Below are 18,099 nucleotides of genomic sequence, written 5' to 3'. Positions count from 1 at the left end.
CCCACTCCTTCGGGTGACTATGAAACCGCGTAGCGTTGACCGCCGTCTTACGGTTGACGGGACCATCAGGGGAGGGTGGCGTGGACGGGTATGCGGTGAAGGTCGACGAGCTGGGCAAGCTCATCAACGACCTGGACACAGCGGCGGGCCGGATGGCCGACGCGAACAAGAAGCTCGGCGGCGGCGGGGCATTCGGCTCGCTGGGGAACGCGGATCTGGGCAAAGCGGGCGTCGAGTTCGAGGAAGCGTGGGGTTACGGGATCGGCCGCCTCGGCGACGCGGCTTCGGAGATCACGGAGCGGCTGAAGGAGGCGAAGCAGAAGTACGAGCAGATCGAGGAGCAGTTCGGCGGCCAGCTGACGAAGTTCGGCTCGGCGGTGCTGGGTGACGCACCCGGCGACGGGCCCGGCACCGGGACCCAGGCCGACCATCCCCGGATCGGGCAGCCGTCCGGCGAGGCGCCGATGGGCGACGGCGGCATGGTGGGCGGCGGCGTCACCGGTGGTGTGCCGGGCATCAACAAGCTGGCCGAGCCCGACGAGGGCATGGTCGGCGGCGGCGCGACCGGCGGCATCACCGACATCCTGGACGGACTCGACCGATGAGCACCCAGGACTTCCCGGCCCTGGGCTTCGACCCGGCGCCCGGCGACCTCGACGGCGTCACGGACCTGGCGAGCAAGTACCGGGCGGTGAGCAAGGACCTGACCGAGGCCGACGACGCGTTGCGTCAGATCGTCCGGAAGCAGGGCATCTGGCAGGGCGAAGCGAGCGACGCGTTCGCACGGCGCATCGGCCCGCTGCCGCAGTATCTCGAGGGCGCAGCCCGTTCGATGGGCGAGGCCGCGGACGCGCTCGAAGCGTGGGCCCAGCAGCTGGGTGACCTGCAGAAACGCGCGGCGGACCTGGAGGCCCGAGCAGAGGCGGCGGCCCAGGCGGCGGAGGCGGCGCGGGCGAACCCGGACCTCGCACTGGCGAACCGGACGTTCCCCGACCAGCAGTCCCTCCAGATCGCCCAGAAGCTGCTCGACAACGCAGGCCAGCAACTCCAGTCGGCAATCGACGGCTGCCAGAACATCCAGGACGCGGCGAAGCAGCTTCAGCAGGAGCACACGGAGGCGGCAGTCCGGGTCGCGGAGGCGTTGCGGAAGGCGAAGGAGCTGGCCCCGGACGAGCCGGACCTGCTCGACAAACTGAGCGACGCGGCCGGCGGGGCACTTGTCGACTTGACGAACACCATCGCGGACGGCGTGGACGACGCGTGGGACTTCGTCCAGGACCATGCGGAGCTACTGTCGAAGCTCTCGGACGTGATGGGCGACATCGGCAATGGCCTCGGACTGCTTAGCGACTGGCTTCCCGATCCGGCCAGCGAGGTCGTCGGCGCGATCGCAACCGGCGTGGGCCTAGGCGCTCTGGGCGGACATGCCCTTGCGAAGGCCGCCGGAGCGGATGTTGCCACCGAGACCCTGACCTTCGATGCGCTCGGAGCGATCTCGTCGCTGGCGGGCATGGCGCCGGGCGTGCCGACTTGGGCGCTCAAGCTGGGGACCTACGGCTTGCCGGCGGAGCAACTCGCGGGCGAGGCGGTCGCGGGAGCCACCGACAAAAGCTTCGAAGGCCCGTGGGGAGACTTCAAGAGCTACTGGGTTCCCAAGGACGCCGGTCAGTGGGCGGTAGCGGGCTCGTCGCTCATCGCCGGGCCGGCGCCGTGGGCAGCGGTGGCGTTGGGCAACGCGACTGAAGCCGGTGTGCAGGCCGACAACGCGCCGGAGCGGCGCCGTGAGCGTGCGGAAGACGAGGTGTGGAACTGATGCCTCTGCAAATCGACCTGCCGCCCGGGTTCGCGGGCATGCCGGTGGGCACCGACGACAAGATGAACCGCGGCCATGCCTGGACGGTCGCCGAGAACCTGGCGGCCGGTGCCGGAACGAGCATCGAACAGTTCGGCAGCTACTTGATGGCGCTGGTGCCGACCATGCAGGCCAATGGCATCCGCGTGTTCGGCAAGTTCGCGGTCGGCCGCCGAAAGGGTGATGTCGCGACCCTGACGCTGGGCGTGGTCCAGTGGCCTGAGCCCTCGCCGGGCAACCGGGACGCCGTCGTCGCGGCGATGGCCGCCGAGTACCGCAAGAGCCACCCGCGGTCTGTCGTTCAACCGGTGCGACTGCCGATCGGCCCGGCGCTCGTGGCGTTCAGTGGCGGCGAGTTCCACCTGCCCGAGCACGACGTGCGCACCCAGATCAAGGCGGAGTACCAGATCCCGCTGCCGGACGGCCGGTCCGTGGTGATCCTTTCGGTGGTAGCCGAGTCTGAGGACGCCTGGCCCGCCGTGGCCGAAGCCACGGCAAAGGTCGCTTGGAGCCTCCGCAGTGAACAGGAGAGCGGATGACAGGCGTTGTGGCCGCCGCTGCGACGGACTCCCCGACTTCTCCAGCGGCCTACGTGCTCGGCTTCATCGTGCTCGGCGGGCTCTTGGCCGCCGGCGTCACGGTGAACGTCATCCGGTTCAGGAAATCCCGGAAACCCCGGGAACACCAGATGGCGCTCCTGGCCGCACAGCTCGACGGCCGTCGACAGGTCTATGTCCGATTCGACGAAATCGGCTTGGACCAGGAGGATCTCCTTCGTGTGGGGTATAGCCGGGGGTATGGCCTGATCGAGCACAAGGTCGGGAAGTACTACGAGTTCGTCTACGCGCCGAACCAGATTCAGCCGGGGAGGCCGGGGCCGTGGGCGACCTGAGCCTCGCTGCCTCGCAGTTCGACTGGAGCACCTCTGAACTCTGCCCGAGTTTGATGGTCGCTTCGCAGGGAGGTCGCGGACACGAACCTCGCCGGCTCCGCCATGGCCCCGAACGGGGCGGCTTTGCGCTACGAATTCACGCGATACCAGGGGAGGCCATGAACAACCCGCAGCTGATCGAGGAAATGCGCTGGCAGCTCAAGCAGATCGAAGACCGCAAAGCCGACAACCAGCGCCTCCTCGCGGGCATCGCCGGGAGCAACCACACCATCGTCGTCTCGCCGGATCGGTCCGTCACCGTTCTCGCCGGGCCCGGTGGCGTCGTCAGCGAGGTGCGGCTCGCGCCCGAGGCCATGCGGTTCGACGCCGTCACGTTGAGCCGGACCATCACCGCCGCCATCCGGGAAGCCGTCTCCGCCGGGAGGCCGGTCGCCCAGCCGCCGGTACCGCAAGCACCACCGGCACCGCAAGCACCACAGCCACAAAGGCCGCGCAGGCAAACGCCGGCCGACGACGACGAGCCCTACGACACCGTCTTCGACGTCTGAGAGGCGCTAAACGGGTGGCGGCTGCTCGCCCCGCTTCGCCGCCGCCCGCTTGGCCCGCCAACCGAGCGCCAGCACCGCCTGCACCAGCTCCTGGTAACTCGGCTTGACCTCCTCCAGGTACCGCTCCAGGTACGCCGCCCGCGCCGTCGAGATCGGGTGCGGGTTGTCGCCCGGCGGAAGCCACGTCAGGCCCTGGATGTTGTGCAGCGCCATCTTCCACCAGCGCGTTGCTCGCTTGCCCGCCTGCTCCTCACGCTCGGCCGCCACCTCGATCGCGGCCGTGGCTTCCTCGATCTCCGCTTCCAGAGCTTTTGCGCGCGCCAGTTCCCACTCGCGCAGGTTCTCCGCCGAGCCCCTCGACAGGGCGATGATCTCCTTGTACCGCATGGCCGCGGTGGCGCCGTCGTCGGTCATTGGGCGTTCTCCGGACGCTGGAACGGGATGATCACTTCGGGCGCGCCGTGGGTCGTGCGGTCGAAGAACAGCGCGCGGCCCGGGCGGGGCGACCAGTGCACAACCTGGCCCGCCGCGAACGGGGCCAGCTCGTTGCCCTGGACGTCGAGCGCCGCCCACGTGCCGATGTCGTCGGTGCCGGCAAAACCCAGCGTGTCCTTGAGCCGCGCGATGCTGCGCCACCAGCCGATCGTGTGGATGCCGTGGCCGGGCCCCTGTTTCAGCACCACCCGCAGGTGGTCGAGACCGCTCTTCAGCTGCCCGATCGCCTTGGTCTCCAGGGCCGGCAGCGCCGCGTCGACGCCGTACAGGAGCAGGACCTTCGCGTTGCCCGACATCGAGCTGGTCATCGACTCCAGCACCCCGGTCAGGTTGTCCACCAAAGACGCTTGGTGGCCGTCGGCGCGTAGCCGGTCGGCCAGCTCCAGCGCCGCCGGGGCGCACGCCTCGATCGCGCAGCCCAGGATGAACTCGACCTCGCCCGGCTCGTACTGGCGGGACAGCGACCGCGCCGACGAGTCCAGGATGGACAGTGCTTCGGCGGTGGCCGACCCGAGCACCGCGATGTTGCGGCCCGGCGCCCACGAGAGGTCGACGCCGCACGCCGCCTCGGTGACGTCGATCGACTGGCCCAACAGCGCCCGCGGCCGCGAATTCGGCTTGAGGTCGAGGTAGGCCGGGAACTGTTCCAGGATCGGCGAATGCGCGCCGTCGAACAGCCGCGGGCGGGGGAACCGGCCCGCATACTCCTCCCACAACCGGTGCTGCAGCCGGACGAACACGTTCTTGCTGCTCGCGTCCGGGATGTGGGCGAGCTGGTTGCCGTGCGCGATGCCGGAGTCGTGGTTGATCACGCCGTGCCACTTCGGCGCCGACACCGCGGCGTTGTTCGTCTCGGCCAGCACGCGCCGCGCCTTCGGCATCGCGATCCGCAGCGTGCACTGCTCGAACACGGCCGGCTTGCCCCAGAACGCCTCGATGCCGGCGACGTCCTGGCTGGCCAGCACCATGTGGATGCCCTGCGAACGACCACGCCGCGCGATGTCCTCGAGCAGCTGCGTCGCCGTCGCGGTCACCTGGTCCCGCCCGGCGAACAGGTACTGGAACTCGTCGATCACCGCGACGATCCGCGGCCAGTGCCCGCCGGGGTCGGCTTCGCGCAGGTCCGCGAGGTTCGTGACTTCGTGCTCCTTCGCCGCCGCCGAACGCCGTCGCAGCTCGTCGGCCAGGAACCGCAGCAGCGCCAAGCCGAATTCGCGGTCGGTGTTGACGTTGACGCCGACGAGCCGCGCGTGCGGCAGCCAGCTCGCGTCCTTCCGGCCCGGCGCCAGGCCGGCGAACGAGACGCCTTCCTTGAAGTCCAGCAGGTAGAGCGCCAGCTCGTTCGGGTCGTAGCGCGCCGCGAGACTGCCGAGCAGCGCGTAGAGGAAGTTCGTCTTGCCCGACCCGGACGGGCCGCCGATCAGGGCGTGCGGGCTCGCGTCGCCGATCACGACCTCGACCGGCTCGCCTTCGAAGAACCCGACCGGGGCACGGAGTTCACGTGCCGAGCTTTCACGGCCGAGCTCCGTCGGCAGCAGGTCGTCGAACGACCGTGGCCCGCCCTGCTTCGCGATCAGCGCCTTCGCGATGGTGTCGACGGCGCGGATCACCTGCGCGGACGGCATCGGCGGATCGAGGTCGACAACCAGGTCGGTGCCGGTCATGCTGCTGATCGCGTGCCGGTCGTCGACCAGGCTCAGCGTCTCGACCGGCGCACTCACCGCGGTCGGCACGTCGACCATGATCAGGCAGATCCCGGCGGCCAGCGCGCCGCTCGCAACACGCTTGAGGTCACGGGCGCGTTCGGGTTCGAGGGTTTCGCCGTTCCCGTACAGCACGACGATGCGGAACGGCTCGCCCCGCTGCTGGGTCGCCTTCCGGATTTCGCGCAGCGACGTGAAACCGGCGGCCATCCCGGTCGCGTGGATGCGGCGGATGTGCCCGGCCAGCTCGTCGAGGAGGTCCTCGAGCCGGCCGGGGTCGTACAGCGAAAGGGCGCTGGTGCTGCTCAGCGGGTACAGGTCGGGCAGGATCGCGGTCAGCTGCCCGACGTCCCACAGGTGCACGCGCACCGCTCCGGGCTCGAACGTCGAGAGCAGGCGGATCAGCAGGTTCTGGACGATGCCGTCGATGGTGGGCCGCGTCTTCGGCGCCGACGTGATCGCCAGGTGCGACTCGTCGAACAGCGGCACCGCGACGTCGAACGTGCGGGTGGCGTCGCCACCGGCGGCCGTCGCGGACCCGACGCGCCACAGCTCGGGCGACGTCAGGCCGGGGTTGTGCCCGACCCGGCCGAGCCAGTCACCCGGCGGCAGCCCGGCCGGACCCGGCGCGTTCTGCGCGACCAGTTCGCGCAGGGTCACGGGGCCCTGGCTCCAGTCGGTGTAGAACGCGCTGCGGACGCTGCCGAGCGCGCCGAACACCTCGTGCGCGGCCGGGTGGCGGGCCCACTCGTTCTGCTGCTCGGCGCCGGCGTGGTTCATGCCGACGCGGACGATGTCGCGCTCCAGCTGGAGTTTCGCGAGATCGGCCTCGGCGGCCTGGCGGGCGCCGGCCGCCGCACCCAGCACCAGCCCGATCTGGTGGCGTACGCGGTCGAGTGCGGTTTCGACGCGGTTGCGTTGCTCGGCTGACTTGTTGGCCATCGGCGTCCCCAAGAAAAGTCGTCCCCCGGAAAAAGGATTACAGGCGCGCCCGGTATCCGCTCACCAGGTCCTCGGCGGTGTACAGGCGGACGAGGAGCTGGTCCAGCCCCTCGCCGGCCTGCGCGTACTGCGTCGGAAGCCAGGGGTCGGCCTTGGCCTGTGCGTCCACGAGAGCTTGCCGGGCCTCTCCGAGCAGGCTTGTGGCCCGCTCGGAGTGGGCTCGCGCGTTCGCGAGCCCGTCCACGACGGCGGTGAGCAGCTGGTGGAGTTCGGCTAGCGTCATCCGGTCAGAGCCTGGCCGAATACGAGTCGGCGGAGGAGATGCTGGCCTGGATGGTGCTCTGCATACCGCTGATGTCGTGCAGGGCCTGGGCGAGCAGGCCGTGGGCCTGGCTCACTTCGTGCTGGCTGCTGCCCTGCGTCGCCTGGGCGAGCGACTGCTGGGCTTCTTCGAGAGACTGCGCTGCTTGCTGGAGGGCGGCGATGCCTGCGGACGCCTTTTCGTTGGCGAGCGCAATGCCAGCGCGGATCTCTTCGACTCCGGCCATCGGGCCTCTACTCCTCGGATATCTGGTGTCTTACGGGGGACGGATTCCATTGAAACAGATCCAACGACACAGCGTGATCATCTGATGATGCCGAGTGATCGCGGGTCCGGAATCAGCAAGGCCCCGGACGTGGGACGTCCGGGGCCGGGCCGATCACGGTCTGTGCGGGGGTCGTCCCGACACCAGTACCGCACACTGAAGTCGCTGGCCAGCGCTACCCCAGGTCAGAGCGGTTTTCTTGCCACTGCTGGCCTCTCTCAACGGGGGCGGGCTCGGTTGAGGGGAGCGTAGCGCGACCGGAGCAACGGGCTTCGATCAGCCCTGCTCGTAACTCCCCGTCAACGCGCGGAAAACGCCACAATCGAAGCGATTTCACATTCCGGGCAGTCGAAACTGCCAGACGAGCATCGCCGGACGTGCCCGCCCGGCCGCAGCACCCGCGCGAACTCGGCGAGCACGGGCCCGAGGTCGGCGGCGTGCGTCAGGGCGAGCCCGCAGACGACGAGGTCCACAGCGGCGTCGTCGACCGGCAGGTGTGTCAGCTCGCCGAGGCGGAAGTCGCCGCCGGACGCCTTGGCGAGCATCGCGGGTCAGCTGTCGACGCCGATGACGCGGTGGCCACAGCCGGCGAGGATCCGGGTGTAACGACCGGTGCCACAGGCGGCGTCGAGGGCGTCCCCGGGCGGCAGTTCGTCGAGGATCTCCTCGAGCAACGGCTCGTCGAGCGCGAAGGCGGCGTTGCCGGGGTTGTCGTAGGTCTCGGCCCAGATCTCGTAGCCGGGCACGGAGTCGAGTCGTTCGGTCGTGACAGCTTCGGTCAGGGAGTCGTCGTCGAGGAGCCGGCGGACCTCGGCGAGCCGCGCCTCGACGAACGTCAGGGGCAGGAATCCGCGGCAGGCCACCGATTTTCGGGCCGGGAAACGACAAAACGCCGGGCGCGCGGCCCGGCGTTTCGCCTGTTCAAGTGCGGAGGATACAGGATTCGAACCTGCGAGGGCGTGAACCCAACACGCTTTCCAAGCGTGCGCCTTAGGCCGCTCGGCCAATCCTCCGCAGGAGACGATACCGGACGGTGGTCACCCGGTTCGAAGGTGGGTCAACCAGTGACGTCGGCGACGACGCACGTGATGTTGTCCGGGCCGCCGCCTTCGTTGGCCAGGCGGATCAGCTCCGGGATCACGTCCGCGGGTTCGGGGATCGCCGCCAGCACGTCGCGCAAGGTTGCTTCGTTGACCGGGCCGCTCAGGCCGTCCGAGCACAGCAGGATGCGGTCGCCGGCGGTCGGGGTGAACGTCCAGATGTCGGGGTCGCCGGATCCCGCCGTCTGCAACGCTTTCATCAGCAGTGACCGGCGCGGGTGGGACTCGGCGTCCTCGGCGGCGACGCGGCCGTCCTCCACCAAGGCCTGGACGAGCGTGTGGTCGCGGGTCAGGCGGCGCAGGCCGCCTTCGTGCAGCAGGTAACCGCGGGAGTCGCCGATGTGGGCCGCGCCGAACTCGACGCCGTCGAACAGTAGGGCCGTCAGCGTGGTTCCCATGCCTTCGGTCGTCGGCTCCTGTGAAGCCACCTCGACCAGCCGCTCGCCGATCGACTTGACCACGCCGGTCAGCGTCGCGGCCAGGTCGACCCCGGTGAGGTCGATCCGGCGCAGGTCGACGTCCAGCTCACGCAGCACGTCCACGGCGGTCGCGCTGGCCACCTCGCCGTGCGGCTGACCGCCGATCCCGTCGGCCACCGCGAGCAGGCGGGAACTCGCGTACAGCGAGTCCTCGTTGATCCGGCGACGCTGGCCGACGTCCGACCCCGCGGCGTACCGCAGGACGTACCGATCGTGTGTCATGCCCCCATGAAAGCATTGGTTGACTGAGTTCACAACCATGTCGGCTGAATGGAGCATCCTCCGATAGAGTTCTCACCATGGACGACGACGCGACGGTCAGCGCAGCCGACATCGCGCGGCTCGCCGGGGTCGGCCGGGCCGCGGTGAGCAACTGGCGGCGTCGTTACCCGGACTTCCCGCAGCCCGTCGGCGGCACGGCGTCGAGCCCGCTGTTCGGCCTGTCCGACGTCGCCGGCTGGTTCCGCGCCCGTGGCAAGAAGTTCGAGCTGACCGCGGGGGAACGCGCGTGGCAGCGCCTGCGCGCCCTCGGGGACGACCTCGACCTGGCCGCGCGGGTGAGCCGCGCGGGGGTCTTCTTCGCCTTCCAGGCCGGGATCTTCGACACCTTCGACAGCAAGCTCGACGACCCCGAACTGCTCACCCTGCTCAGCGAGCTGACACACCGCGCCGGGCCCGTCGAGGCGTTCGAACTGTTGTGCCGCCGGTACTTCGAGGCGCACTCGCGGCGGCTGTCGACCACGCCGGAGCCGATCGCCGAGCTGATGGCCCGGCTCGCCGGTCCGGTCTCGACGATCCTCGACCCCGCCTGCGGCTTCGGCGCCCTCGCACTGGCGAGCGGCGCCAAAACCGTGCTGGGCCAGGACAGTGACCCGATGACGGCGTCGATCGCCGCGCTGCGGCTGCGGTTGCGCGGCATCGAGGCCGAGGTCTACGCCGTCGACGCGCTGCGGGAAGACGCTTTCACCGGCCGGACCGCCGAAGCCGTGGTGTGTGATCCGCCGTTCAACGAACGGGCCTGGGGGCACGACGAGCTCGTCGGCGACGAGCGCTGGGAGTACGGCCTGCCGCCGCGGGGCGAGCCCGAGCTCGCCTGGGTGCAGCACTGCCTCGCCCACGTCGAACCCGGGGGCACGGTGGCGATCCTGATGCCGGGCGCGGCGGCCGGGCGCCGCAGCGGCAAGCGCATCCGCGGCAACCTGTTGCGCGCGGGCGCGGTCCGCGCGGTCGTCACGCTGACGTCGGCGGGCCCGGACCTCTGGCTGCTGCGGCGGCCGGTTCCCGGCGAGCGGCCGCCGTCCACCGTCCTGCTCGGCGAAGCCGGCGATGAACTGTCCACAGTGGAAACCAGGTGGGAGGAGTTCCTGGCCCGGCCCGAATCCGGCGTCCGGATCATCGACCTGCTCGACGACGACGTCGACCTGACGCCGGCCCGGCGCCGCGCCCGGGACGAGGATCTCGGCCAAGCGTTCCAGGCCGTCCGGAACCGCTTCGCCCAGCTGACGCCGCAGCTGCCGCCGCTCGAGGCGGCCGATGCCGAACCGGCGTTCACGACGATCGGCGAACTGGTCAAGGCCGGAATCGTGGAGGTCAAGCACGCGGCTCGCGCCGACGCTGAGCACCCGGTGGCCGAGGAGGGCGACGTCGTCGCTTCGGTGACCGGGATCGCGTACGTCCACAGTGGACCGATGGAGCCGGTCGGCGCCGGGCTCACCGTGTACCGCGTCGACGCGGCCCGGCTGGACGCGGACTTCCTGGCCGGCTGCCTGCGCGCGGCCGACCTGCCCGCCGCGTCGGCGTCGACGCGGATCGACGGGCGGCGGGTACGGATTCCGCGGTGCCCGCTGGCCGTCCAGCACGAATACGGCCTGGTCTTCCGGCGGTTGGCGGAATTCGACGCCGTGCTGCGCGAGACGGCCGAAACGGGCCGTGAGCTGGTCCGGCTAGGCTTTGCAGGACTCGTCGAAGGACGGCTCCGCCCGGGAGGCGGCTAGCCGGAGGGGAACGGATGCTGATCGCCGACCGCTACGAGCTCGACGAGCTGCCGCTCGGCCGCGGCGGGATGGGCGCGGTGCACGGTGGGCACGACCGCCGGCTGGGCCGGCGCGTGGCGATCAAGCTGCTCAGGCTGCCGGGCCGCGACGAAGAGCTCGAAGCCCGCTTCGCGCGCGAAGCACGGATCCTGGCGACGCTCGACCACCCCGGCGTCCCGACGCTCTATGACTACGGCACCCACGACGACCGGCTGTTCCAGGTCATGCAGTTCGTCGACGGCGTGACCGTGGCCGATCTGCTGGCCGAGCACGGGCCGCTGCCGGTGCCGTGGGCCGCGGCGATCGCCGCGCAGGCGTGCGCCGTGCTGACCGCCGCCCACGCGCTCGCGGTGTGCCACCGCGACCTCAAGCCGTCCAACCTGATGCTCGGCCCGGACGGCGGGGTGAAGGTGATGGACTTCGGGCTAGCCGTGTTGCGCGAAGCCGACGCCGCGCAGTTCACGCGGGCCGGGCAGCTGCTGGGAACGCCGTCGTACATGGCGCCGGAGCAGATTCAGCGTGGTGGCGCCGAACCGCGCAGTGACCTTTACGCGCTGGGGTGTGTGCTGCACGAAATGCTCACCGGGCGTCGGCTCTTCGACGGGCCCACGGCGTACGCGGTGTTCGAGCGGCAGGTCAAGGAGCTGCCGCCGCCGGTGCCAGGTGTCCCGAAGCCGCTCAACACCCTGCTCGCCGAAGTGCTGGCGAAGGATCCCGAGGCCCGGCCGCCCGGCGCGGCCGCGCTGTACGAGCGGCTCGGCGCGTTTGTCGGCGCGCTGCCGCCGCTTCCCGGGTTCCTGGTGCCGCCGTCGGTGCCGAGCCCGGGCCGGATGTACGCGCGGATGCTCGGTCGCGTCAGCGGCTGAGCGCCACCGGGCGCCGGTCGGGAGGTCGCGGCGCTGGATGCGCGAGTAGGTCGTCACGTTCTGCACCGCGATGCTCACGCCGAGGGTGAGCGCGATCGACGCCGTGGTCAGCGGGCCCGCCACACCGAGCGCGGTACCGAGCGCGACCATGCTGACGCGGACGGCGATGGTCAGTACCCAGAGCCCGATCGTGATCGCCGAGCCCTGATGGAATGTCGTGCCGTCGCGCTCGGTCAGGGTCGTCGTGGTGCTGCGGAGAACCCCGAGCCCGGCTAGCACCACGAGGTCGACGGCGAGCAGCCCGAACTCCGCGGCCGACGCGGCGTTCGCGGTGAGGTACGCGCCGACGGCGACCTGGACCAGCGGCATCGTGACCAGCGTCTTGCAGTTGAGCAGCGTGCCGCGGACCGCCGGATGAGCTGCACCCGGTCGCGCGGACAACTCGAGGTGCATCGCCCGGCTACCGCCGAGGACCGGGCATCCCGGCGTACCGGAGCAGGCTCAGCGCTGGCCCGCAGCCCCCGCCCTTCCCTGGGGGGCGTGCCCAAGCCCAGTTTATCGGCGAGGGCGGACAAAGCAGGCCGGAGAGCGGCCCGGCAGCCGAACTGTCCACATCGCGCCCCGGCCTGTGGACAACTTCCGGAGCCGCGCCCGTGACCGGCATCTACCCAATCGTGACCTTCGCGGACGAACCTCAACCGGGTGACCGCCGTCTTTACCGGTGTCCAAAGGCGATGATCGAGTAACTGGGGGTACGGGATCGTGAAGAGGCTTCTGGCGGGAGCGGCCGCGCTGGCCACCGCGTTCGTGCTGGCCGCTTGCTCCGGCGGTGGGGCCGCGAGCGGGCCGAACGCGGGTGGCGGGGCCGTTGCCGCGGGTGCCGGGGGTGGGGCGCCGACCACGACGTCCACGACCTCCGCCGCGCCCACCACGACGAGCGCGACCCCGACCCCGACGCCCACCCCCACCACTTCGAAGCCGGCGCCGACCAGCACCACGGCGAAGCCGAAGCCCAAGCCGAAGCCGCAGCCCGCGCCGAACGACTCGGGGGTTCCGTGCGCCGCTGCGGCCGCTGCTTCGGGCACCGCTGCCTGTGTCGACATCTCCGCGCACAAGGCGTGGCTGCTCCAGGGCGGCAAGGTGGTCTACGGGCCGGTGCCGATGCTGCCGGGCCGCAAGGGCTACGCCACCCCGACCGGCACCTTCCACGTGCTCTCCAAGGAGAAGATGCACCTCTCCAAGGAGTTCGACAACGCGAAGATGCCGAACTCGGTCTTCTTCTACCCGGGCGATGCCTTCCACACCGGCAGCCTCTCGGTGTACTCGCACGGCTGCATCCACCTGTCCGCGGGCGCGTCCCTGAAGTTCTTCAACACTTTGCACGTTGGTGACGTGGTGCAGGTCGTCCCGTAACCGGTTCAGACCAAATACGGACAGTAGGTCACAGTAAGATAAATTCACTCGGCCGAGTGCAACTGACCCCCCTTCTCAGGCGATAAGTGATCGTTTGGGAAGGGGGGCCAAATGGCCTTGGGAAAGCTCAGAGCACTCCGTCACGCCTTCGTGGCGGCCGTGCTCACAGGGGCGTTGCTGCCCGTCGTGTCCACGGGGGTGGCGGCGGCGGCAACACTCCCGCAGGGGTTCGTCCTGCGGGACACCAACACGGGGCTGGGGGAATTCCAGCTCACGGACTTCGCGTACCTGCCGGACCAGTCCGTTATCGCCACGGCGAAGGACGGCCGCGTCCAGTGGGTCCCGGCCACCGGGACACCGCGGACGCTCACGACGCTGGCGTCGACGCGGACCGCGGGCGACCTCGGTCTCGTGGGCCTGGCGATCGCGCCGGACTACGCGTCCTCGCACAACATCTACCTGACGCGGTCGATCAACACGACCAGCGGTTTTGTCATGCGGCTGTCGCGGTTCACGGTGACCGTGGACGGCGCGGGCGCGCCGGCCGGGCTGACCGGTGAGCAGTCGCTGTTCGAGGTGCCGGGCTTCCACGACGTCCACGGCATCAACGGGGTCGTCGCCGCCGCGGACGGGACGATCTGGACGTCCGTCGGCGACAGCGGCGACTTCACGAGGGTCGACCCGGACGCCGTGCGCGCCCAGGACGTCAACCAGCCCTACGGCAAGATCTTCCACCTGGCCGCCGACGGCAACGGTGTGCCGGGGAACCCGTACTACAACGCGGCCACCCCGGGGGCGACCGCGAGCAAGGTGTTCGCACGCGGGTTCCGCAACCCGTTCCGGTTCAGCATCGACCCGAACCTCGGCCTGCCGGTCGCCGGTGACGTCGGCTGGAACACCTGGGAAGAGGTCGACGTCGTGCAGCGCGGCGCCAACCAGGGCTGGCCGTGCTGGGAGGGCAACGACCCGACGCCCGGCTACAGCGCGCTCGCGACCTGCGCGGGTGTGCCGAACCAGCCGCCGCTCGTCCAGTTCCTGCACGGTGACGGGCCCATGCAGGCCAACAGCGTCACCGGCGGCATCGTCTACAACGGATCGAGCTACCCGGCCGCCTACCGCGGTTCGTACTTCTTCGGCGACTACGTGCGCAACAAGATCTGGACCCTGCGGTACGACGACCAGGGCAAGCTCACGCAGGCTCCGGAGAACCCGCCGGTCTTCACCGGCATCGGCGGCCCGACGAAGTTCGCGGCGGCGCCGAACGGCGACATCGTCTTCGCCGACATCCTGACCGGCAACCTGCGGCGGCTGACCTACTCGGCCGGCAACACCGCGCCGGTGGCGGCCGCGTCGTCGACCACCGATCCGGACACCCGCACGGTTTCCTTCGACGGTTCCGCGTCGGTCGACTACGACAACGACCTGTTGAAGTACGACTGGGACTTCGGTGACGGGGCCACCGCGGCCGACGCCGGCCCGAAGGTGAACCACGTCTACGCGGCGGGCACCGAGTCGTTCACCGCGAAGCTGACGGTGCGGGACCCGCTGGGCGCCACCGGCACGACCACCATCGCGGTCGCGCCCGGCAACCACAGCCCGGAGCTCACGTTGACCACGCCCGGGGACACCGCGACGTTCGCGGTGAACCAGCAGGTCAGCCTGAGCGGCACCGCGACGGACGCCGAAGACGGCACGTCGCTGCCGATCACCTGGACCACCGCGGTCCGGCACTGCCCGAGCGAGTCGACCTGTCACTCGCACCCGGGTGTCGGCGGCACCGGGGCGAGCTTCGCGCAGCCGTTCACCGAGCACCCGGACTCCCGGATGGAGTTCACCGCCGCGGTGACCGACAGCGCGGGCGTCACCACGTCCAAGACCTACGTGGCACGGCCGCGCGAGCACCGGATCACCCTGGTGAGCACGCAGCCCGCGGCGCTGAGCATCCCGGTCGAGGGCGGCGTCAACACGGCCATGGTCACCGAGGGCGCCAGCTTCGACGTCGAGGCCGCACCGCTGGGCACCGACGGTCTCTCGAAGTTCACCGGCTGGCAGGGCGGTCCGACGAACACCACGTGGGTGGTCACCGTCGGCACCACCGACCTGACGCTGACGGCGAACTACGCCACGCCGATCGACCAGCGTTACAACGCCGACCCGGCGTTGCAGGCGAAGCTCGGGGCGCCGACGGCGGCCGAGGTCACCGACGGCCCGGTCCACTACCGGACCTACGCCAACGGCCGGCTCTACTGGAGCGCGGTGGGCGGCACCAAGTACCTGACCGGCCCGGTGCTGGACAAGTACATCGCCTTCGGCGGCCACGCCAAGCTCGGCCCGCCGACGAGTGACACCGCGTCCACTCCGGACGGTGTCGCGCAGTACAACCACTTCAACAACAACGGCAACATCGGGTCGATCTACTACACCGCGGCCACGGGCGCACACGCGCTCTACGGTGAGATCCGGAAGAAGTGGGCGGCGCTGGACTACGAACGTGGTCTCGGCTACCCGACGACCGACGAGGCCGGCACGCCGGACGGCGTCGGCCGCTACAACCACTTCGTCAAGGGCACCAACGTCGGGTCGATCTACTACACGGTCGCGACCGGCGCGCACGCGATCTTCGGTGAGATCCGGAAGAAGTGGGCGGAGTACGGGTACGAGCGCGGGCTCGGCTACCCGATGACGGACGAGGGCACGACCCCCGACGGCGTCGGCCGGTACAACCACTTCTTGCAGGGCGCTTACGAGCACTCGATCTACTACACGGTGGCGACCGGTGCGCACGCGGTGAAGGGCGAGATCCGCAAGCGCTGGAAGGCGCTCGGGTGGGAGGGCTCCTACCTGCACTACCCGACCACCGACGAGTACGTGTCGAACGGGGTGTACCGCAGCGACTTCCAGGGCGGCTACATCACCTACACCGTCGCGGCCGGGGCGGTCGACCATCACTGGTGACGTCTGAATGAACAAAAGGCGGGCCGTCTCCGGGTTTCCGGAGGCGGCCCGCCTTCTTGTTTCAGGAGCGCAGATCCGCCGGGGTCGTCCCGGCCGACGCCAGCGGCAGGCCGAGGGCGACACGCTCGGTGAGCCAGGGGCTCGGCCGGTAACGCGGGTCGCCGGTGGTCGCGGCCAGGCCGCGCAGGATGCGCAGCACGACGTCGCCGCCGACGAGGTCACCCCAGGCCAGCGGCCCGCGCGGGTAACCGAGGCCGAGGCGGACCGCCGTGTCGATGTCGGCCGGCGACGCCAGGTGCTGGCCCGCGATGAAGCACGCGGTGTTGACGATCGACGCGAGCAGCCGCTGGGCGATCGGGGCCGGCCCGTCCCGCACGACGGTCACCGGGTGGCCGGTGGCGGCCAGCGCACCCCAGGCGGCCCGGCCCGCCGCCGGCTCGAGGCCGGCGTGCACCGACATCGTCAGGCGCCGTTCGTAACCGCCGAGCGGGTCGACCCCGGCGACGCGGGCCGGCGGCAGCCCCGCGCGGACCGCGGCGTCCACAGTGGACTCACCGTAGAGCGGCACGAGCAGCACGGCGTCCGGGTAGGCGTCGGACACCACGTGCACACCCGCCGACGACAGGACGCGGGCGAGGTGCTCGTCCGCGGTGAACACCGGGCTCGACGGCTTCGGCGGCACCGCCGGCTCGTCGGCGACCTGCTGCTTCCCGTCGACGTAGGAGTAGAAGCCTGCACCGTTCTTGCGCCCGAACAGGCCGGCGGCGACACGCGGCCGGGTCAGCCACGACGGCCGCAGGCGGGGCTCGCCGTGGAAGCCGCTCCAGATGCTCTCGAGCACGGCGTGGGACACGTCGAGCCCGGTCAGGTCGAGCAGCTCGAACGGCCCGAGCTTCAGGCCGAGCACGTCGCGGGCGACGCGGTCGACGTCGGCCGGCTCGGCGAGCGCCTCGGCGAGGATCTGCAGCGCCTCGGTGTTCAGGCCGCGGCCGGCGTGGTTGACCAGGAAGCCCGGCGCGTCCTTCGCGAGCACCGGCTCGTGGCCCCAGCCGCGGACCAGCTCCAGCGCTTCGGCGGGCAGCCAGTCGTGTGTGCGCGCGCCCGGGACCACCTCGACCAGGCGCATCAGCGGCACCGGGTTGAAGAAGTGCAGGCCGACGAGCCGGCCCGGGTCGGCCAGCTCGGCCGCGATCTCGGTGACCGACAGGGAGCTGGTGTTCGTCGCGAAGATCGTCTCCTGTGGACAGACGCGCTCGAGGCCGGCGAACAGGGCCCGCTTCGTCGCGAGGTCTTCGCGGACAGCCTCGACGACGAGGTCGACACCGTCCGCGGGCGCGTCCGGCGCGTCCACCGGGACGAGCCGGTCCTTCACCGCCTGCGGGTCCTCGCTCAGCTTGCCCTTGGCGGCCAGCTTGTCGACCATCCCGCCGATGAATTCGATCGCCTTCGCGACGGCGTCGGGCTGGACGTCAGCCAGCTCGACGGTCACCCCCGCGGTCGCGGCGAGCTGGACGATCCCGCGGCCCATCACCCCGGTCCCGACCACCCGGATCCTGCCGACCTTCCCGGCCCACCCCGTCACGTCACGCCCGCCTTCCCGCCGATGCTTCACGCGCGACGGTACCGTCTCGGCCGTGACGGGGAAGCGGCTGACGCGGGCGGAAAGCCGCGAACGGACGAAGGAGCGGCTGCTCACGGCCGCCGCCGAACTGTTCGCCGAACGCGGGGTCAACGGCGCCTCGGTCGAGCAGATCGCCGAGCGCGCCGGGTACTCGCGCGGGGCGTTCTACGGCAACTTCGAGGACAAGCACGACCTGGTCGTGGCGCTGCTGGCCCGGCGTCGCTCGCAGGAGGCCGTGGAGGTGGCCGCGCTCGAGGGTGACGTCATGGCGCGGCTGAAGGAGTGGCACGCCGAACGCGCCGAGCACCTGCCCGAGTGGTTCGCGCTGCGCACCGAGCTGACACTGTACGCGCTGCGCAACCCGGGCGCCCGGCCGTCGGCGGGTGAGAACGAGCGCGCCGCGCGGGAGCTGATCGAGGCGGGTGTGCGCGCGACGTTCGCCGCCCGCGGCGCCGAGCCGCCGGCGGACCCGGCGTTCCTGGCGCTGATCATCCACGCGCTGGAGGACGGCCTGCTCCGGCAGCGGTACCTGAGCCCGGAGGGCACGAGCGACACGGTGATCGCCGACGCCGTCGAACTGCTGTTGCGGACCTGGCTGCGTTAGAGACCTGGC

The 18,099-nt window shown here is 70.7% G+C and carries 20 protein-coding genes and 1 tRNA gene; 12 read left to right on the top strand and 9 right to left on the bottom strand.

The annotated features are described in order from the left end of the window. The first annotated feature begins 80 nt into the window (after positions 1–80). The 5 genes from ACIA5G_RS06945 to ACIA5G_RS06925 are packed head-to-tail and all read left to right on the top strand — an operon-like array spanning position 81 to position 3,292. The gene (locus tag ACIA5G_RS06945) at positions 81–605 is read left to right on the top strand and encodes a hypothetical protein (protein ID WP_395921240.1); all 525 of its coding nucleotides are present in this window, start codon (positions 81–83) and stop codon (positions 603–605) included. Further along, positions 602–1,813, top strand: coding sequence for a putative T7SS-secreted protein (locus ACIA5G_RS06940; RefSeq protein ID WP_395921239.1), 1,212 nt, complete (start codon positions 602–604; stop codon positions 1,811–1,813). The genes ACIA5G_RS06945 and ACIA5G_RS06940 overlap by 4 nt, the downstream gene beginning before the upstream one ends. Before the next feature lie 38 nt (positions 1,814–1,851). Continuing rightward, positions 1,852–2,391 (top strand): hypothetical protein, encoded by a 540-nt coding sequence (locus tag ACIA5G_RS06935; protein ID WP_395921238.1) that lies wholly within the window; start codon positions 1,852–1,854, stop codon positions 2,389–2,391. Next, positions 2,388–2,744 (top strand): hypothetical protein, encoded by a 357-nt coding sequence (locus tag ACIA5G_RS06930; RefSeq protein ID WP_395921237.1) that lies wholly within the window; start codon positions 2,388–2,390, stop codon positions 2,742–2,744. Before ACIA5G_RS06935 ends, ACIA5G_RS06930 begins: the two co-directional genes overlap by 4 nt. Beyond that, on the top strand, positions 2,732–3,292 hold the full coding sequence (locus tag ACIA5G_RS06925) for a YbaB/EbfC family nucleoid-associated protein (protein ID WP_395921236.1): 561 nt from the start codon (positions 2,732–2,734) through the stop codon (positions 3,290–3,292). The genes ACIA5G_RS06930 and ACIA5G_RS06925 overlap by 13 nt, the downstream gene beginning before the upstream one ends. 6 nt (positions 3,293–3,298) lie before the next feature. On the opposite strand, the gene ACIA5G_RS06920 is transcribed toward ACIA5G_RS06925, so the two are convergent. From ACIA5G_RS06920 to ACIA5G_RS06885, 8 genes are all read right to left on the bottom strand, one after another. Further along, on the bottom strand, positions 3,299–3,706 hold the full coding sequence (locus tag ACIA5G_RS06920) for a hypothetical protein (RefSeq protein ID WP_395921235.1): 408 nt from the start codon (positions 3,704–3,706) through the stop codon (positions 3,299–3,301). Then, the gene (locus ACIA5G_RS06915) at positions 3,703–6,432 is read right to left on the bottom strand and encodes an FtsK/SpoIIIE domain-containing protein (RefSeq protein WP_395921234.1); all 2,730 of its coding nucleotides are present in this window, start codon (positions 6,430–6,432) and stop codon (positions 3,703–3,705) included. Before ACIA5G_RS06915 ends, ACIA5G_RS06920 begins: the two co-directional genes overlap by 4 nt. Before the next feature lie 37 nt (positions 6,433–6,469). After that, positions 6,470–6,715, bottom strand: a complete 246-nt coding sequence (locus tag ACIA5G_RS06910) for a hypothetical protein (RefSeq protein WP_395921233.1) — start codon at positions 6,713–6,715, stop codon at positions 6,470–6,472. Between the two features lie 4 nt (positions 6,716–6,719). After that, positions 6,720–6,980: a hypothetical protein gene (locus tag ACIA5G_RS06905; protein WP_285457569.1), complete on the bottom strand. Its 261-nt coding sequence runs from the start codon at positions 6,978–6,980 to the stop codon at positions 6,720–6,722. A 338-nt stretch (positions 6,981–7,318) separates the two neighbouring features. Next, entirely contained in the window at positions 7,319–7,564 is a 246-nt protein-coding gene (locus ACIA5G_RS06900; RefSeq protein ID WP_395921232.1) for a methyltransferase domain-containing protein, read from the bottom strand. 6 nt (positions 7,565–7,570) lie between these two features. Then, the gene (locus ACIA5G_RS06895; RefSeq protein ID WP_395921231.1) at positions 7,571–7,882 is read right to left on the bottom strand and encodes a hypothetical protein; all 312 of its coding nucleotides are present in this window, start codon (positions 7,880–7,882) and stop codon (positions 7,571–7,573) included. Between the two features lie 65 nt (positions 7,883–7,947). Continuing rightward, positions 7,948–8,032: transfer RNA gene (locus ACIA5G_RS06890), tRNA-Ser, on the bottom strand. 44 nt (positions 8,033–8,076) lie between these two features. Next, on the bottom strand, positions 8,077–8,820 hold the full coding sequence (locus tag ACIA5G_RS06885) for a PP2C family protein-serine/threonine phosphatase (RefSeq protein WP_395921230.1): 744 nt from the start codon (positions 8,818–8,820) through the stop codon (positions 8,077–8,079). A gap of 77 nt (positions 8,821–8,897) precedes the next feature. Here ACIA5G_RS06885 and ACIA5G_RS06880 point away from each other — a divergent pair, with 77 nt between their 5' ends. From ACIA5G_RS06880 to ACIA5G_RS06855, 6 genes are all read left to right on the top strand, one after another. Next, positions 8,898–10,592 (top strand): class I SAM-dependent DNA methyltransferase, encoded by a 1,695-nt coding sequence (locus ACIA5G_RS06880; RefSeq protein WP_395921229.1) that lies wholly within the window; start codon positions 8,898–8,900, stop codon positions 10,590–10,592. 14 nt (positions 10,593–10,606) lie between these two features. After that, on the top strand, positions 10,607–11,497 hold the full coding sequence (locus tag ACIA5G_RS06875) for a serine/threonine-protein kinase (RefSeq protein ID WP_395921228.1): 891 nt from the start codon (positions 10,607–10,609) through the stop codon (positions 11,495–11,497). 70 nt (positions 11,498–11,567) lie between these two features. After that, a complete protein-coding gene (locus ACIA5G_RS06870; RefSeq protein ID WP_395921227.1) occupies positions 11,568–11,705 on the top strand; it encodes a hypothetical protein in 138 nt (45 codons plus the stop codon). A gap of 39 nt (positions 11,706–11,744) precedes the next feature. After that, a complete protein-coding gene (locus ACIA5G_RS06865; RefSeq protein WP_395921226.1) occupies positions 11,745–11,915 on the top strand; it encodes a hypothetical protein in 171 nt (56 codons plus the stop codon). Positions 11,916–12,259: 344 nt separating this feature from the next. Continuing rightward, on the top strand, positions 12,260–12,910 hold the full coding sequence (locus ACIA5G_RS06860) for a L,D-transpeptidase (protein WP_395921225.1): 651 nt from the start codon (positions 12,260–12,262) through the stop codon (positions 12,908–12,910). Positions 12,911–13,021: 111 nt separating this feature from the next. Beyond that, the gene (locus ACIA5G_RS06855; RefSeq protein ID WP_395921224.1) at positions 13,022–15,865 is read left to right on the top strand and encodes a PQQ-dependent sugar dehydrogenase; all 2,844 of its coding nucleotides are present in this window, start codon (positions 13,022–13,024) and stop codon (positions 15,863–15,865) included. 61 nt (positions 15,866–15,926) lie between these two features. Here the strand turns inward: ACIA5G_RS06855 and ACIA5G_RS06850 are convergent, their stop codons facing one another. Beyond that, positions 15,927–17,447: a 3-hydroxyacyl-CoA dehydrogenase gene (locus tag ACIA5G_RS06850; RefSeq protein WP_395921223.1), complete on the bottom strand. Its 1,521-nt coding sequence runs from the start codon at positions 17,445–17,447 to the stop codon at positions 15,927–15,929. A gap of 52 nt (positions 17,448–17,499) precedes the next feature. Between ACIA5G_RS06850 and ACIA5G_RS06845 the strand changes: the two genes are divergently transcribed. Then, complete coding sequence (locus ACIA5G_RS06845) at positions 17,500–18,090, top strand: TetR/AcrR family transcriptional regulator (protein WP_395921222.1); 591 nt, start codon at positions 17,500–17,502, stop codon at positions 18,088–18,090. The last annotated feature ends 9 nt before the right edge of the window (positions 18,091–18,099 follow it).

Origin of the sequence: Amycolatopsis sp. NPDC051758, assembly GCF_044453095.1 — a bacterium.
Lineage (GTDB): Bacteria > Actinomycetota > Actinomycetes > Mycobacteriales > Pseudonocardiaceae > Amycolatopsis.
This window is presented reverse-complemented; position numbering and strand designations above follow the sequence as displayed.

Coding starts and splice junctions, on each gene's coding strand:
- ACIA5G_RS06885 (WP_395921230.1), bottom strand. CDS start 8,820: ATGACACACGATCGGTACGTCCTGCGGTACGCCGCGGGGTCGGACGTC.
- ACIA5G_RS06930 (WP_395921237.1), top strand. CDS start 2,388: ATGACAGGCGTTGTGGCCGCCGCTGCGACGGACTCCCCGACTTCTCCA.
- ACIA5G_RS06935 (WP_395921238.1), top strand. CDS start 1,852: ATGCCGGTGGGCACCGACGACAAGATGAACCGCGGCCATGCCTGGACG.
- ACIA5G_RS06915 (WP_395921234.1), bottom strand. CDS start 6,432: ATGGCCAACAAGTCAGCCGAGCAACGCAACCGCGTCGAAACCGCACTC.
- ACIA5G_RS06940 (WP_395921239.1), top strand. CDS start 602: ATGAGCACCCAGGACTTCCCGGCCCTGGGCTTCGACCCGGCGCCCGGC.
- ACIA5G_RS06855 (WP_395921224.1), top strand. CDS start 13,022: ATGGCCTTGGGAAAGCTCAGAGCACTCCGTCACGCCTTCGTGGCGGCC.
- ACIA5G_RS06880 (WP_395921229.1), top strand. CDS start 8,898: ATGGACGACGACGCGACGGTCAGCGCAGCCGACATCGCGCGGCTCGCC.
- ACIA5G_RS06905 (WP_285457569.1), bottom strand. CDS start 6,980: ATGGCCGGAGTCGAAGAGATCCGCGCTGGCATTGCGCTCGCCAACGAA.
- ACIA5G_RS06870 (WP_395921227.1), top strand. CDS start 11,568: ATGCTCACGCCGAGGGTGAGCGCGATCGACGCCGTGGTCAGCGGGCCC.
- ACIA5G_RS06875 (WP_395921228.1), top strand. CDS start 10,607: ATGCTGATCGCCGACCGCTACGAGCTCGACGAGCTGCCGCTCGGCCGC.
- ACIA5G_RS06920 (WP_395921235.1), bottom strand. CDS start 3,706: ATGACCGACGACGGCGCCACCGCGGCCATGCGGTACAAGGAGATCATC.
- ACIA5G_RS06910 (WP_395921233.1), bottom strand. CDS start 6,715: ATGACGCTAGCCGAACTCCACCAGCTGCTCACCGCCGTCGTGGACGGG.
- ACIA5G_RS06900 (WP_395921232.1), bottom strand. CDS start 7,564: ATGCTCGCCAAGGCGTCCGGCGGCGACTTCCGCCTCGGCGAGCTGACA.